The sequence below is a fragment of the Arsukibacterium sp. genome, from assembly GCF_033721375.1.
In the GTDB taxonomy this organism is placed as follows: Bacteria; Pseudomonadota; Gammaproteobacteria; order Enterobacterales; family Alteromonadaceae; genus Alishewanella.
The window spans coordinates 273,085-287,942 of the sequence record NZ_JAWWAP010000001.1 but is presented as its reverse complement, the minus strand read 5'-3'; the positions used below and the strand labels follow the sequence as shown (position 1 = coordinate 287,942).

Annotated in this window: 13 protein-coding genes; 7 read left to right on the top strand and 6 right to left on the bottom strand. The window is 49.2% G+C overall.

From position 1 onward, the window contains the following. Positions 1 to 117: 117 nt before the first annotated feature. Complete coding sequence (locus R3187_RS01260) at positions 118 to 2,142, bottom strand: GGDEF domain-containing protein (RefSeq protein ID WP_318964883.1); 2,025 nt, start codon at positions 2,140 to 2,142, stop codon at positions 118 to 120. Between the two features lie 259 nt (positions 2,143 to 2,401). Between R3187_RS01260 and R3187_RS01255 the strand changes: the two genes are divergently transcribed. Further along, positions 2,402 to 3,700, top strand: a complete 1,299-nt coding sequence (locus R3187_RS01255) for a hemolysin family protein (RefSeq protein WP_318964882.1) — start codon at positions 2,402 to 2,404, stop codon at positions 3,698 to 3,700. A 78-nt stretch (positions 3,701 to 3,778) separates the two neighbouring features. Here the strand turns inward: R3187_RS01255 and R3187_RS01250 are convergent, their stop codons facing one another. After that, positions 3,779 to 4,420 (bottom strand): DUF5610 domain-containing protein, encoded by a 642-nt coding sequence (locus R3187_RS01250; protein ID WP_318964881.1) that lies wholly within the window; start codon positions 4,418 to 4,420, stop codon positions 3,779 to 3,781. A gap of 224 nt (positions 4,421 to 4,644) precedes the next feature. Here R3187_RS01250 and R3187_RS01245 point away from each other — a divergent pair, with 224 nt between their 5' ends. Beyond that, on the top strand, positions 4,645 to 6,201 hold the full coding sequence (locus tag R3187_RS01245; protein ID WP_318964880.1) for an oligopeptide:H+ symporter: 1,557 nt from the start codon (positions 4,645 to 4,647) through the stop codon (positions 6,199 to 6,201). Between the two features lie 70 nt (positions 6,202 to 6,271). Here R3187_RS01245 and dinF read toward each other — a convergent pair whose 3' ends face one another. Next, positions 6,272 to 7,612, bottom strand: a complete 1,341-nt coding sequence (gene dinF / locus R3187_RS01240; protein WP_318964879.1) for an MATE family efflux transporter DinF — start codon at positions 7,610 to 7,612, stop codon at positions 6,272 to 6,274. Positions 7,613 to 7,755: 143 nt separating this feature from the next. Between dinF and R3187_RS01235 the strand changes: the two genes are divergently transcribed. The 5 genes from R3187_RS01235 to R3187_RS01215 all read left to right on the top strand — a co-directional run bounded on the left by R3187_RS01235 (position 7,756) and on the right by R3187_RS01215 (position 11,549). Beyond that, the gene (locus tag R3187_RS01235) at positions 7,756 to 8,934 is read left to right on the top strand and encodes an MFS transporter (protein ID WP_318964878.1); all 1,179 of its coding nucleotides are present in this window, start codon (positions 7,756 to 7,758) and stop codon (positions 8,932 to 8,934) included. A 101-nt stretch (positions 8,935 to 9,035) separates the two neighbouring features. Next, positions 9,036 to 9,584 (top strand): RNA polymerase sigma factor, encoded by a 549-nt coding sequence (locus R3187_RS01230; RefSeq protein WP_318964877.1) that lies wholly within the window; start codon positions 9,036 to 9,038, stop codon positions 9,582 to 9,584. Further along, on the top strand, positions 9,577 to 10,098 hold the full coding sequence (locus R3187_RS01225; protein WP_318964876.1) for a hypothetical protein: 522 nt from the start codon (positions 9,577 to 9,579) through the stop codon (positions 10,096 to 10,098). The genes R3187_RS01230 and R3187_RS01225 overlap by 8 nt, the downstream gene beginning before the upstream one ends. Positions 10,099 to 10,107: 9 nt before the next feature. Further along, the gene (locus R3187_RS01220; RefSeq protein ID WP_318964875.1) at positions 10,108 to 11,082 is read left to right on the top strand and encodes a DUF4097 family beta strand repeat-containing protein; all 975 of its coding nucleotides are present in this window, start codon (positions 10,108 to 10,110) and stop codon (positions 11,080 to 11,082) included. Between the two features lie 215 nt (positions 11,083 to 11,297). Further along, positions 11,298 to 11,549, top strand: coding sequence for a zf-TFIIB domain-containing protein (locus tag R3187_RS01215; RefSeq protein WP_318964874.1), 252 nt, complete (start codon positions 11,298 to 11,300; stop codon positions 11,547 to 11,549). Positions 11,550 to 11,564: 15 nt separating this feature from the next. Here the strand turns inward: R3187_RS01215 and R3187_RS01210 are convergent, their stop codons facing one another. From R3187_RS01210 to R3187_RS01200, 3 genes are all read right to left on the bottom strand, one after another. After that, positions 11,565 to 12,296 carry a pseudouridine synthase gene (locus R3187_RS01210; protein ID WP_318964873.1) on the bottom strand — a complete coding sequence of 244 codons (732 nt, stop codon included), beginning with the start codon at positions 12,294 to 12,296 and terminating at the stop codon, positions 11,565 to 11,567. 184 nt (positions 12,297 to 12,480) lie between these two features. Beyond that, positions 12,481 to 13,149, bottom strand: coding sequence for a DUF4136 domain-containing protein (locus R3187_RS01205; protein WP_318964872.1), 669 nt, complete (start codon positions 13,147 to 13,149; stop codon positions 12,481 to 12,483). 103 nt (positions 13,150 to 13,252) lie between these two features. After that, positions 13,253 to 14,725: an OmpP1/FadL family transporter gene (locus R3187_RS01200; protein ID WP_318964871.1), complete on the bottom strand. Its 1,473-nt coding sequence runs from the start codon at positions 14,723 to 14,725 to the stop codon at positions 13,253 to 13,255. Positions 14,726 to 14,858: the final 133 nt, after the last annotated feature.

The following is a 14,858-nucleotide window of genomic DNA, read 5'->3' as shown; positions in this document are numbered from 1 at the left end:
ACAGCCATTAGTTAGCGCTGAATATTTTCAGGTGCTTAGCGTTTTTAGCAGCTGATTAAAGCTCTGATAACTTGTGCACTCAAACTTAATCAACTTTGTGTTTGAAATCGGTAATTGTCAGGTGGCTAGCGTTGGCCCTTTGATGGTAATGTAATCGACCATATTCTGACCAATTGCCCCTTGTAAGTCATCTGAGAGTAGCTGACGTGCTGCTTCGTATTCGCTGTGCAGCCCGGTAATGGCATAAACCTGATTGCGGCCATTTACTTTACTTAAATACAGCGCCATATCGGCTATTTGCAAGGCCCTCTCCCAATTGAGTTCGGTTTCGTCAATGCCGGCAAAAGGTAAATGGATAAAGCCGCCGCTGGTGCTGACCGGAATAAGTTTACCGTCCCACATTACAGGCTCACTGGCGACGACTTTGAGGATCCTGTCACAGAAGTCCACTACCTGTTCTGAGCTGATATTGTCCAGATAAATTAAAAATTCTTCGCCACCCCATCGCACAACCAGATCCTGCTCGCGGCAAGCTTTTGCCAGGCGGGCACTCAGTTGTGTCAGTACTTGGTCACCAGCAGCGTGGCCATATTCATCGTTAATTCGTTTAAAAAAGTCGATATCGAGCAGCAAAAAACCGTTCGCCGGAGCTCCGCTATCACTTTGGCGTCGACCATAATTGGCTCTGCGTTGCATTTGCTCCTGCAAGGCGCGGCGATTAAATAACCCGGTTAACGGGTCACGCAAAGTCTGGTATTCCAGTTTTTTGTTTGCCTCTTTTAAGCGGCGATTGGCCTGGCGAACTTTCGCCACTAATTGTAGTAGCAGCAGGGCGCCAAATAATATCGCGACGATAAATAACAAGGTAACTTTTTGCTGTAACTGTTTGTTCTGCAGCAGTTGGCGGGTTAAATCGTTATCTTTTTTTAACAGGTTTATCTGTTGGGCTTTGGCCTTGGTGTCATAGCGGCTTTGTAAGTCATGCAATACCTTGTCACGCTCCGTATTCAGAATTTCCTGCTGGAGCGCCATTTGTTCCGCCAGGGTGTCTGCTCGGGCTTCATGCTTACCGGCCAGGCCATAGGCCTTTGCCAGCCAACCCAGGGTGTCCTCAAGCTGGTTTTTCAGGTTGTTCTCGCGAAAATAACCTATAGATTCTTGCATTGCCGCCAATCCCTGCCCATGTTTACCTTGAGCAACGTCAACATATCCCAGATTAAAGCGAATGAGATGGGCATCATCCGGAGTCTGCATGTCGTTGGCTTGTTGTAAGGCATCACTTAAGATTTCACGGGCTTTAGCAAAGCTTCCTTGCTGGATATAGCCAGCACCTAAATTATTTTTGAAGATTAATGCCAGATTGTCTTGCCCTAACCGTTGAGACTCAGCCAGCCCTTGCAAATTAATCTGTTCAGCAAGTTTATCCTGCTGCTGATAACTGACTATAAATCCATACAGTAAATAATATTCCGGTAGTGCCGCCTGTAAATTAAATGCTTTCGCATCTGAAATAAGCTGTTCTACTAACGTACGCGCCTCGCTGAAGTTTTTCAAATCAGCATGAATGCTGGCAATCATTTGGTTCAGAAACATCGTTCTTGGCAAGGTGCGTTGGTCCTCGGTTTCTGTTACCGCCTGCAGCGCTTCAGCAAAATGTTCAAGGGCCAGTTCGTATTGACCATCATCGCGAAATATCCGACCCAACAGATTGTGCGCATAATATCGCACCCGGGGAGCAGCAGCCATTATACCAAGCTGGTGCAGCTGTTCCGCTTTTACCACTGCATCGTTAAACTGCTGACTACTGGCGATTATTTCAATTTCTGTGGCATAGGCTTCGGCAAGCCCGTCCGGATCATTGGTTGTAGTTGCCAGAGTGAGGGCCTGGTCAAGCCAGAATTCAGTTTGTTTGTTATCAGCAGTATCAAAATAATGAATTGCCAGATAGCTATATAAGCGCACCCGGGTAGCGACTGGAAGGCTGCCTGCATCCAGTTCCTTTAACTGCAACAGCAAGGCGGTTGCTTGTTCGTAATCCTTTGCTGCCAGTTGCAGAAAAGTATCAAGCTGCAGCTCAAGCTCATCCTGTTGCGCAACAACCTGCGCGCTTACGAGCACACTGCAGAGTAAAAAAATACCCATTACAACTGCTTGAGCAGTGGTCCGGAGGCAGTAATCAAGAACAGACTTTATCATTGTAGGTTTTTGTCTCGTTGCTGAATTCTACTGTTCGTTGTAATAAAACCAGCCAACGATTACCAGCCTTATTTTAGGGTGTGATAAGTTTTTTTGAGGTATATTCTCTGCAAATAGTTATTTTGGAATGATATTTTCCAATGACTAGCGCTTTTGTCTTACCAGAGCCGCTATAATCAGAGTTGTTAACCTGAACGGAAAAAATATGAGTACCCTAGAATACCTGTTTGTTATGTTACTGCTGGTGGCTGCCAGTTCGTTCTTTTCTGTCTCAGAAATAGCTTTGGCTGCTTCACGAAAAATGCGGTTACGATTAATGGCCAGTGAAGGGGATAGCAAAGCTGAAAAAGTGCTGATGTTGCAGGAGCAACCCGGCAACTTCTTTACCGTGGTGCAGATTGGCTTAAATGCGGTAGCTATTCTCGGCGGTATTTTAGGTGAGTCAGCCTTTACGCCTTACTTTTTATCATTGCTGACCGTCTTTGTCGATGCCAGTTGGGTGCCGGCCGCAGCGTTTGGTTTATCGGTATTTTTTGTCACTTCGTTATTTATCTTATTCGCCGATTTAATGCCAAAACGCTTAGCGATGATTGCGCCGGAAAAAATTGCGGTAAAAATTGTCCAGCCAATGCTATTGCTGATTGTACTGCTGAAACCTTTTGTCTGGTTATTTAACGGCCTGGCCAATTTGTTTTTCAGTCTGTTTAATGTGCCAACCATGCGTAAGGATGATATTACGCCTGACGATATTATGGCGATGATGGATGCCGGCGCTCAGGCCGGGGTGCTGCAGCAGCACGAGCATCAGCTGCTGGAAAATGTGTTTGATATGGAATCACGCACCGTAACCTCGGCGATGACGGCGCGGGAGAGCCTGATTTTTTTCACCAACAACGAGTCACAGGACAATATCAAGGCCAAAATTGCCGAGCATCCGCATGCTAAATTTATCGTCTGTGATGAGGTGCTGGACAGGGTAGTGGGCTATGTCGACACCCGCGATATTTTAATGCAGGTGCTGCATGATCAGCCCATTTCGCTCAAAAAAGAAGGCATAGTGCGCTCGCCGCTGATTATTCCTGATACTTTATCATTGTATGAAGCACTGGAGCACTTTAAGTCCACCGGCGTGGATTTTGCCATTATTATGAATGAATATGCCCTGGTGGTCGGTATTATCACTTTAAAAGATGTAATGAGTATTGTGATGGGCGAGCTGGTCAGCTCTGAAGAAGAGCAGATTGTTAAGCGTGACACCAACTCCTGGCTGGTGGAAGGATTAACTCCGTTGGCTGATGTGATGCGGGTATTGGATATCGATAGCTTTCCCAATCCGGAAAACTACGAAACCATTGCCGGTTTTATGATGTTTACCCTGCGTAAAATACCCAAGCGCACCGACTTTGTGCTGCACGGGGGCTATAAATTTGAAGTGGTTGATATTGACAGTTATAAAATTGACCAGTTGCTGGTTACCCGGATTGATAGCACTGATCACCCCTGATCACCAGATAGCTTGGTAACTGCTAGCCGCAGCAAAAACAGACCACCAGTAGCACTGGCAGTCATCTGCAGAGCGTTATCAGGAACTGACGTTATCTGTATTAACTGTCACGCTTGCTGTCGGTGCGTCGGTGTCAGCAGTCTGCTCGGCCAGTTCCAGCATTTTCTGGCGGAAACTGTCCAGCCCGGCCATCACTTTGGCGTAAGTCTGGTCGACCCCCTCTGATACTTCACCTTCATACACTTTTAAGCCTTTGAGAATATCTTTGGCATCGGCAAAACCTTTTTCAATACCACCGCCGATTACGTTTAAAAAGCTGTCCAGTTGCTCCTGTTCAGTGCGGCCGGGGTTCAGTGCTTTATAGCGGCTGTAAAAGCCGGTGGCAAAGGCAACGATGCGCTCAGCTGTGGCTTCTGGTGAGGTATCAATGCCGGAGTCGTAAATTTTCTGGGCGGCATTTTCACCAAGCACCGGCTCCAGCTCAGCATTTATTCCTTCCAGGGCGGTTTTATACAGCAAACTGAGAGAGTCGTTATTGCTGCTAAGCGACACCTGCTCGTTGGCTTTTAAAATAGCGACATTCTGTGCCTGGCGGGCGTTGCTGGCGGTATCTTCAATGCCTTTATTGCCCGTGTTCCTGCTATCAACACTTTTGTTTTCAACATTTTTGTTTTCAACATTTTTGCCTGCGGTGCTGGCTGAGCTGGGCGTGATAGCCATAATGATGACCTCTTGTTACGAAGCCAGTTTTGCACACTGGCGGTGAGTTAAAGTATAGCGTAACGAGGTTATCGGCTGCAGTGGCTTAATCTTTAGTGTTTTTTGAGTTTTTAAATACTAATCACGATGATGCTGATGACATCTATAGCTGACATCTGCATAATCGATCCAGCTTTACTGAATTGTCACGTAAAGCAGATAATTCTAATAATACTGGGGACCCCATGACTGACATTAGCACTGCCGCAGACGCGCCGGCCAATCAGCCACAGTTTCTCGGCCATCCGGTCGGACTTTATGTGTGTTTTCTCACTGAAATGTGGGAACGCTTTTCTTTTTATGGCATGAAATATCTGCTGTTATTATATTTAACAAAGTACCATTTGTTCAGCGATGCCGGTGGTTTAGATGTACTGGGCAGTTACGCCGGACTGGTTTATGCGATGCCGGTTATTGGCGGTATGCTGGCAGACCGCTACCTGGGAATGCGCAAGGCGGTGACCTTCGGCGCCATTTTGCTATGCCTTGGCCATCTGGGATTGGCCTATGAAGGTTTTCAGGCGTATGTGCAGGATGGGGTTGTGGTGCAGGATACCGGGGCTATTCAGGTATTCTATTTTTCTCTGGCGTTGATCATTATGGGGGTCGGTTTTCTGAAGCCGAATATCTCCACTATTGTTGGTCAGCTTTATGGCCAGGGCGATATCCGGCGTGACTCTGGTTTTACCATTTTTTATATGGGCATTAACACCGGCTCTTTTATCGCCACTTTGCTGGTGACCTATATTGGTGAGGTTTATGGCTGGGGTTGGGGCTTCGGGCTGGCCGGTATCGGTATGGTGCTGGGTCTTATCGTATTTTTAGCCGGCCAGAAATACCTTTACGGGTATGCCGAACCATCAAACCCGGCGTTATTAAAGCAAAAAGTGTTTGCCTTTATTGACCGGGAATGGCTGATTTACCTGGCAACATTGCCGGCATTAGTCGTTGTCTGGCAATTGGTACAATATAACCCTGTGGTGCACAGTGTCTTGCTGGGCCTGTCCTTTATTGTACTGGCCGGCATTATCTGGTTTATGGTTAAGGAATGCACCAAAGAAGAACGTGACCGGATGCTGGTGCTGATCGTATTGACGTTCTCCACTGTCGTGTTCTGGGCGTTGTTTGAGCAGTCAGCTTCCTCGATGACGCTGTATGCAGACCGCGTGATGGACCGCACTGTGTTTGGCTTTGAAACCACGGCTGGCCAGTATGGCGCACTGAATCCAATGTTTATTATTACTCTGGCACCGTTGTTTGCCTGGTTATGGATAGCACTTGGCAGACGCAATCTGGAACCGAGTACCCCGGTTAAATTTGCACTGGGTATTATCCAGGCGGGGCTGGGTTTCGGGGCGCTGGTGCTGGGCGCTCAGTTTCCTAATGAAGCCGGGCTGGTTGGCGCAGGCTGGATGGTGCTGGCGTACATGCTGCATACCATGGGTGAACTCTGTTTATCCCCTGTTGGTTTGTCGGCGGTAACCAAACTGGCTGTGCACAGAGTGGTGGGTGTGATGATGGGAGCCTGGTTCCTGGCGACGGCGTATTCTGAATTGCTGGCAACCCAGCTGGCAAAGCTGGCCGCCGTTGATACCCCAAGTGGTGAAGTGGCAGATGTCAGTGCAGCGCTGGCAGGCTACACTGACCTGTTCAGCTTTTTGATGTATGTCGGGATAGGTATTGGTATTTTCATGTTGCTTATCAGCCCATGGCTGAAAAAACGCATGCATGGTGTGCATTAGCTCTAGCTGCCTGCTCAGAAGGTCAGGCAATCAGTAAGTTAATTTCAGAGGGCGCGCTTAGCGCCCTCTGTTATTTTGCGACATGCAGCAAGGTACTATGTTGCCATTGCCAGCGCAGGATCAGCGCTAAACTAATGCTGCGCAGTGCCATAAATACCGCTAGCGCGGCCCAGAGTGCATGGTTTTGCCAGCTTTGCAGCAGATAAAAACTGCCGGCAAAGCCAAGCAGGGCGATAAGCATGCTGTTTCGCAGTGTTTTGCCCTGGGTAGCACCAATGAAAACCCCATCCAGAAAATATGCCCAGCAGGCCAGCAATGGCAGTAACACCATCCAGCCCAGATAAAGGGCAGCATGCTGGCGTACCCCGGGCAGCGAGGTCAGTAAGCTGACAAAGTTATTGCCAAATAAAGCGTAACCGCCACTAAATACCATCGCCAGCAGTAAGCACCAGATGGCCAGCAGCCCCAGCGTATTGCCAAGCAGATGGTTATCGCGGGCACCAATGGCTTTGCCAACCAGACTTTCGGCGGCATAGGCCAGGCCATCCATAGCATAGGAGACCAGCATTAAAAAGCTCAGTAATACGGCATTGGCGGCGACGGTATTATCACCATAAGCTGCTCCCTGAAAAGCGATAAACACAAACACGCTTTGCAGGCAGAGACTTCGCAGAAAAATATCGCGGTTCAGGGCAAACAGCCGGCGTAAACCAGCGAACCGGCTCAGCTGACTGAGCATGGACCTGACCAGGGCCTTGCCAGTAAGGCTGCGCAGTAGCAAGCCACCGCCCAGCAGCAAGCCGGCGTAATCGGCAACAACAGAAGCGGCAGCAATACCTGCTACCTGCCAGCCAAAGCCCAGTACAAACAGCAGATCCAGCACAATATTGATAAGGTTGGTACAGATCAGCATTGCCATTGGGTAACGGGCATTTTGCTGGCCTAGAAACCAGCCCATCAGCACCAGGTTTATCAGTGTTGCCGGCGCGCTCCAGATCCGGACAGCAAAATACAGCTGCGCCTGCTGATTAACTTCGGTGCTGGCGTCACTGATACTAAACGCCAGATGAGCAAGTGGCGATTGTAATATTAATAACAACATGGCAAGCAACAGCGCCACTAGCAAGCTCTGGCTTAAACACGTCAACTGGCCTGCCTGATCATTGGCACCATAGGCCTGGGCCGTCAGGCCGGTAGTGCTCATTCGTAAAAAGCCGAGTAAAAAGAACAGCAGGCTGATTAAACTGGAGCCCAATGCCACCCCGCCAAGATACCAGGGATGCGCCAAATGGCCACTGACCGCGGTATCAACCAGTGCCAGCAGCGGTACTGACAAATTTGACAGCACCATCGGCAGGGCAATGGCAGCGACTTTTTTCTGCAGTGGGGCATTTAAAAATAACGACAGCAAACCGGGGCCTTTTCGGACTAACACCAGCCGCTATGATACACGGCTTATGGCGTGATGCCACAGGGTGAGTTGCCCTGACTCCAGCTCGTCATCGTTGCCCGAACTCAGTATACTGTCACTTTGCTGCCAGCGGACACTGCGTTTTGATAGAGTATAAATCGGCCGCCTTTTATCAAAGTTGCTTTGCACTGTGCCTGGCCGCGATAGTGGTATTTGCTAATTTGCATTTACTGCAGCCCCTGCTGCCCCAGCTTAGCCGCGATTTTCAGTTAAGCCCGCTTAAGGCCAGTCTCAGTTACACCATTGCCACGCTGGGGCTGGGTTTATCGTTATTAGTTTATGCCTCGCTATCGGATGCCTGGGGCCGTAAATCTTTGCTAGTAGTAACCTTACTGGGTGTTACTGGCAGTACCCTGGCGCTGACTCAGGTAGAGAGCTTCGGTGCATTATTATGCTGGCGGGCAGTGCAGGGCATTTGCCTCGGCGGCTTGCCGGCTATTGCCATTGCCTGGATGGGTGAGGAGTATTCCACGCCGGCGCTGGTAACCGCCGTCGGCTATTATATCAGCGCCAATTCATTGGGCGGTATTGGTGGACGTTTGCTGGCCGGTGGACTTGCTGATCTGGGGCACTGGCAATGGATATTCTGGCCAATGACGGTGCTAAGTGGCGTAAGCTGTTATTTTATCTGGCGTTATCTGCCGCAATCAGCCCGGTTCGAACGTCAGCCGTTCCGGCTATGGCAGGCCATGAAGAATCATGGCTATCACCTGCGCCAACCCTTGTTACTGCTGACTTATCTGGTTGGCGGCCTGAATTTTCTGGTCTTTTTAAATCAATATACCTTTATCAGCTTTGTGCTGGCAGCACCGCCTTATCTGCTTAGCAGTAGCATGCTGGGCCTGTTATTTATTACTTATTTCAGTGGCACCGTCGGCTCGGTGTTATCGGCGAAAATTGCGCGGCGTCTGTCGCCACCGCTGGCGATGGCGCTGGGTATACTGCTGATGATGCTGGGCACCGTGGTTACCCTGCACAGCGCGCTTTGGCTTATTGTTAGTGGCTTTTTTATCAGTGCCTTTGGTTTTTTCCTGTGTCACTCGCTGGCCAGTAGCTGGGTAAATCAGCATGCCCATCGCGCCAAGGCCAGTGCCAGCGCACTTTATCTGGTGTTCTACTATGTTGGTGCCAGTATTGGCAGCCTCTATCTGCAACCATTCTGGCAGTGGCTTGGCTGGCCGGGCGTGGTGCTGGCTTCGCTGCTGATGTATGGCCTGACCCTGGCGCTGGTATTTAGGTTATGGCGGCTCAGTCACCGCTAATGAAAAAAATAATCTGCGTTATTTAAACCTTTGTCGTGGCGCTTACGACTAACCTGACATGATCAAAAATGTGTGGCCCGTTAATCTTCGAAAGGACAATTATGGCATTGGAGCTTGCACAGGCAATAGCCGCCGCGAAACTCGGAGACAAGCAGGCTTTTTATCAGCTGTATCAGCAGTTTGTTGGCCGGGTATATGCAATTTGCTGGCGCTTGCTGGCCAATAGGCAGCAGGCTGAAGATGCCAGTCAGGAGGTTTTTATTAAAGTGTGGCAGCAACTCCCGGCCTTTCGTGGCGACAGCAGTTTTGCGACCTGGTTGCACAGTGTTGCTACCCGCACTGCTATTGACTGCTGGCGTCAGCAAAAATATTTGCGCCTGACTGACAGCAGTGAGCTGCAGGAGTTGACAGAGCCGGACGGGCAGAGCAATCAGCCGGAGCAGAGTGTCAGCTGCAGCAGCGAGATGGCGCAGCTGGAACAGGCTATTTTACGCTTACCGGCGCAGGCCCGGGCCGTTTTTGTGTTATTTGCACTGGAAGGTTATCAGCATCAGGAAATTGCCGGTCTGCTGGGCATAGCCGAGGGCAGCTCCAAAGCCCAGTATCACCGGGCCAGACAATTGTTACAGGAGTGGTTAGCTGATGAATGAACAACAGTTTGCACAGACCCTGAGTCAGCTTGACAGCAATATTCAGCCTGAGCGTGATTTATGGCCGGATATCGCCGCCCGGCTTGACACAACGTGTCAGCAAAAACCTGACAACACTGCTGTAGCCGCCGCCGAAAATGACAAACGCTCTGGCCTCAGACACTGGGCCAGTGCCGCAGCACTGGCACTGGTGACATTAATAGGCTGGCAACTGGTTATTTTGCCAACGTCACCGCAGCAGAGCGCAGCATCACCAAATGCAGAATTACTGCTGTTGCAGCTGTATGAGCAGCAAAAAGCCCAGCAGCTGGCACAAGTCGTGGCGGTGGCGGAAGGCTTTGACAACTGGCAGCAGCAACTCGTTATCTGGGATCAGGCCATCGCTCAGGTGCGCCGTGCCCTGCAGTTTTATCCGGATGAACCGCAGCTGTTAGCACAGCTGCAACAGTTATACCAGCAACAGCTTCGCTTTATTCAGCAGGCCACGTTGCAACAACCCTTAATAACCAGTTAGGAGAAAATCATGCATAACATTAATAAAAAATGGCTTGGCAGAGTGCTAAGTATAGTGCTGTTGACCGCCAGTCAGCTGGCTTTGGCCGACTCACGCGAAGTAGTTAATGAAAGTATCAGCGTCAGTGCTAATGAAAAAATCTTCATAGAAGTAATGAGTGGTGAAATTACCATTAACGCCATATCAGGCAATACTTTCAGTGTTAAAGGTAAGCTGGATGAAAAAGCCACTGGCTTTGAGTTTGATAGTAAGGACGGCTTTAGCCGCTTTGAAATGACGATGCCGCGCCAGGTAAATTACAGCAGCAAAGATAAAAACAACATGGCCGAGCTTAGTATCGAAGTGCCGGTTGGCAGCAGTGTTGAATTTAAAGGCGTTAACGGCAATGTCCAGGTCAGTGGTATCCATGGCAGCAGCGAGATCACCACAGTCAATGGCATGATCAGCGCTGATGATCTGCGCAACACAGTGAAACTGCGCACAGTTAATGGCGACATCAAAGTTAATGGCGCCAGTGGTCAGATAGAGCTGAATTCGGTAAATGGTGAAATTGACGATAAAAATTCCAGTGGCCGGCTGCGTTATGAAGTGGTTAACGGTGAAATTACCGGGCACAGCAGCGCAGCGGAAGTCAGCATCAGTACCGTGAACGGTAATGCTAAACTGAAGCTCGATGGCACCAAACAGTTGAAACTGAGCACAGTAAACGGCGCAATAGAGGCGAAAGTAGCTGGCATTGCCAGCCCGCGGATCAGCGGTAGCAGTGTCAGTGGTGATATTGAATTAGCCCTGGCCGCTAATAGTGATATCCGGGTCGATTTAAGGGCCTCGGCCGGCGGCAGTCTTGACAATACACTTAGCAGCGATAAAGCAACAAAAGCTAAATATGGCCCGGCCCGCAGTTTGCAGTTTACCTTGGGTAACGGCGATGGCAGCGTCGAGCTGACTACAGTCAGCGGCGATATTAAGCTGGAAAAATTGTAAAAACCGTACTGCTGATTTAATAAACAAAGGCCGCATTTGCGGCCTTTGTTGTTATCTGGTGCATCGTTATCCGGCACGTCACTATGCCGCACGTCACTATCCCGCAGGTCACGATCTGACTCATCATTATCGCCAGCGCCTGATTTTTGGCTAAACTAAAACAGTGTTAACCGGGTTTTCACCCTGATAGTGCTTTGACAGCTAAGGAGTGTGAAATGAAATGTCCGATATGTCCTGATGAAAACTTAATGATGACCGAGCGTCAGGGAATTGAAATTGACTACTGCCCCGGTTGTCGTGGCATTTGGTTAGATCGCGGTGAGCTGGATAAAATTATCGAGCGAAGCGCCGCAGCAGCGCCGTCCCGGGCCAAAGAAGCGTATCTTGAGCCCGGCCGGCCCTCCGGCAGTTATGATTATCGTAAGAAAAAAAAAGGTGGCTTATTAGCAGATTTGTTTGATTTTTAAACCGCTGCCGGGTGATTACAGAGTCAGCTGATGCTGCAAAGCATGTCGTTCAACCAGGCTTAGCTCCCGATAATGCCCGACCGCCAGATCACCGAGCGCTATATTGCCAATAGCAATGCGCGTTAACGCTGTTACGCGGTAACCAAGGGCTTTGCACATATAGCGGATTTGCCGGTGCAGGCCCTGGGTCAGAATGATTTCAAATTGCCCGGGGCCTGTGGCGCTAACCTGACAGGGCCTGGATTGGTAATGGTTATTGCCAAGCTGCCAGCAAACCCCTGTCGCCATCTGTTGGATAAAATCAGTAGTTAACGCTTTGTCGGTGTTAACAACATAACATTTACTGTGGTGGTAATCAGGATGCAATAGCCGCTGACAGAGGGCGCCGTCATTGGTTAGCAGCATTAAACCGCTGGAATCTTTATCGAGCCGGCCAACGGCAAATAAGCGGATGGGAAAGGTTTTCAGCAACTGATGCAGGCTAGCCGGGTCATCCGGGCGGTTATTGCAATCTATACCGACGGGTTTGTGATAGAGCAGGTAGCAGGGGGGCGGCAGCTCAGCCAGAATCGTATCGTCAATACAAATGGTGTCGGTATTACAAACCTGATCGGTGTGGCGTCCCGGCTTGTCATTAACGCGTACTCTGTTTTCACTAATCAGCCGCTCAGCAGCGCGGCGTGAGCAATGACCATTTTGCGCTATCCATTTTGCCAGTCGGTGCTTAATGTCAGGTTTATTATCCAAGAGTGTTTGCTTAACTTGATTTACGTAATATGGACCTAACAGCAGGTGGCAGCGCATATTGTCATAATACTGCCATCAAAAACTGGCAAACTATGGCCTGTTACACCTTCCTTCCTGGATATTATTCACTCTGTTAGTGATGATGGGAGCGTTAGCTCCCAGTTTTTTCTGCCATGCTCCAGAGTTAGTTATTTTCTTCGGTTAAGCGGGTAGGGTAGCGCTGATAAATCAGTTGAACGGCGTCATTGATAGCCTGCTCTGGATTTTCCATGGCTTTTTTGGTCAGCCGGCCGTCAACCAGACCCTGCCACACCAGTCGTTGCTCACTGGCATCGATCACATCAATGGTTACCGTACCAATCTTATACTCTTTTTTCTCAAGCCGGTTGCCAAATAACGGTATGCCAAACATAAAACTGCTGTTTCTGCCGTAATAGCCATAGCCGGCGTTAATTGAAAACGGTGAGCTGCGCACATCGCTGCGCGTTTCGACGTTAGTCATATAATTTACCAGCAGATCAGGGTTTTGCTCGCTGTACTGATAGCCAAGTGCCGCCATCTGCTGGTTAATCGCACTTTTAAAATGCTGATCTAATAACGAGGTATAAGCTTTTGCTTCGGTATCTTCAGTTGTTGCTTGTTCTGATTCAGGTTTCGCTGCAGCGGCTTGTTCAGTTGCTGCCAGCTCGTCCTGATCTGGCTGATAAAAGCCATATGTCTGGTACTGCTGAAAATTTACCGTCCGATCATAATCTACCTTTGCCTGCCGTGGGCTGGAGCATGCGCTAAGCCCCATCAGCAGAGCAGCGCTAAGACACCAGATACGGAACAGCGGGTTGTCAATAATAGCCATAATTGCCTCTTAACAGTTTAAAACAGTGAGTTAAGTGTATTGTAGCTAAGACCGGGCGCTTCACAATAAGTTTGTTTTATTTGTAAAGCGCCACTATTACCAGTTAAAACCGGTAATTAAATTGTACTGCCAGCAACTGACCTTTGTTACTGTACTGGCCCTGATAACCACTATTGTACAGTGGCGCATTCTGCACATTGTATTCGCGCTCGTTTACCGTAACATCACCGGTAAATAAATAGCCGTAGGCAACATCCATGGTTAACTGGTTGCTGAGCTGCCAGTTGGCGCCTGCTGTCAGCCATATCCGGTCATCAGTTGGGATCCGTGCTGTTTTGTGTGCGGCTTTAATCGGATTTTGGTCATAAGCTAAGCCTGCTTTCAGCGTCAGCTCAGGCCGGTAAAGATAGGTTGCGCCTAACGCAAATGACCAGCTGTTCTGCCAGTACTGCGGAATATAGCCAATGTAACCTTGCTGGTTCAGATTTGCTGGCCGCTGGGTATTTAACGAAATAGTGGGCGATGGATCGGTGCTGACAATATCAATAGACTTAAAATCGCTCCACTGCGTCCAGGCGGCGCTTAGCTGGATAGCAAGGGTGGTAGTTAATTGCTGATCGAGGCTGAATGCGGCGCTGGCCGGGGTGGTAAGGGCTAATTGACTGGTTTCGGTCAGCCGGCTGTTTGCCGCCAGTTTGCCGGTGGCTAAATCAATTGCCGGCAGATTTGGCGCGACCACCAGATAATCAGGGTTGCCTGCGACGCTGGCACCGGTAATTGGTGTATTAGTAATCACCGAGTCACCTTTAAGCGTGTAACGCACGGCAGAATGCCAGGTTACGGCCAGGCGGGTGCCTGCAACCGGTTCACCATGAATACCAAGGGTGTAACCCAGGGCCATGTCATCGCCGGCCACTTCGTATTGGCTGTTACAATACGCATCATTATATACAGCTGCGCCAAACATGGCATTGGTCACGGTTTCGCCAAGTTCACATAAGCCGCTGTGATCTTTATATTTTGATAAAGTACCTTCTGCATGGTTAAGTGATAAGCCAGCGCCGACTGACCATCGCTCATTCAGTTTAAAACCGAAAGCAGGTTGCAGGCTTAACACCTGAATAGCCGTTTCATCAGCAAAATAGCGGCCAACAAAATCGTTGTCATAATCTGATGACAGACCAAAAGGCACAAAGAAACCAATACCCCAGCTTAATTGATCCGTTACTTTGTCGGCATAAAACACAAAAGGGATCAGTTCATTTAAACTATTTGCCCCTTCAGTCCGTCCAATTACAGATTGGCCATTAGCGCTCTGGGCACTGGCGTTGCGATAATTCGTTTTGGCGTTAATCAGGTTTACACCGGCTGACAGCTCAGCGTTGTTAAGTCTGGTCAGGGCTGCCGGATTAGAATACACCAGGCTGGCGTCAGTAATTTGCGCGCCGCGGCCAGCATAGGCATTGCCCATGCTACTGACCGATTGTTCAAACAGCTTGTAGCCTTCGGCAGCAACACTGCTGCTGCCGATAGTAAGAAATATGGCGAGACTAAGGCGGGTTTTTGAAAATGACATGTGCTTACTCCGAAAATAACCTGGCGTCATTATAGAGAGGTCAGACCTTAGAGTATATGCACTATTTCCTGCTATTCGGCCCATTTAACGCAAGAAATTGCATTTTTTAACTAAATTTTAGTGTAACTGGCCA

Coding starts and splice junctions, on each gene's coding strand:
- R3187_RS01230 (WP_318964877.1), top strand. CDS start 9,036: ATGGCATTGGAGCTTGCACAGGCAATAGCCGCCGCGAAACTCGGAGAC.
- R3187_RS01255 (WP_318964882.1), top strand. CDS start 2,402: ATGAGTACCCTAGAATACCTGTTTGTTATGTTACTGCTGGTGGCTGCC.
- R3187_RS01205 (WP_318964872.1), bottom strand. CDS start 13,149: ATGGCTATTATTGACAACCCGCTGTTCCGTATCTGGTGTCTTAGCGCT.
- R3187_RS01225 (WP_318964876.1), top strand. CDS start 9,577: ATGAATGAACAACAGTTTGCACAGACCCTGAGTCAGCTTGACAGCAAT.
- R3187_RS01215 (WP_318964874.1), top strand. CDS start 11,298: ATGAAATGTCCGATATGTCCTGATGAAAACTTAATGATGACCGAGCGT.
- R3187_RS01220 (WP_318964875.1), top strand. CDS start 10,108: ATGCATAACATTAATAAAAAATGGCTTGGCAGAGTGCTAAGTATAGTG.
- R3187_RS01250 (WP_318964881.1), bottom strand. CDS start 4,420: ATGGCTATCACGCCCAGCTCAGCCAGCACCGCAGGCAAAAATGTTGAA.
- R3187_RS01200 (WP_318964871.1), bottom strand. CDS start 14,725: ATGTCATTTTCAAAAACCCGCCTTAGTCTCGCCATATTTCTTACTATC.
- R3187_RS01245 (WP_318964880.1), top strand. CDS start 4,645: ATGACTGACATTAGCACTGCCGCAGACGCGCCGGCCAATCAGCCACAG.
- R3187_RS01260 (WP_318964883.1), bottom strand. CDS start 2,142: ATGGGTATTTTTTTACTCTGCAGTGTGCTCGTAAGCGCGCAGGTTGTT.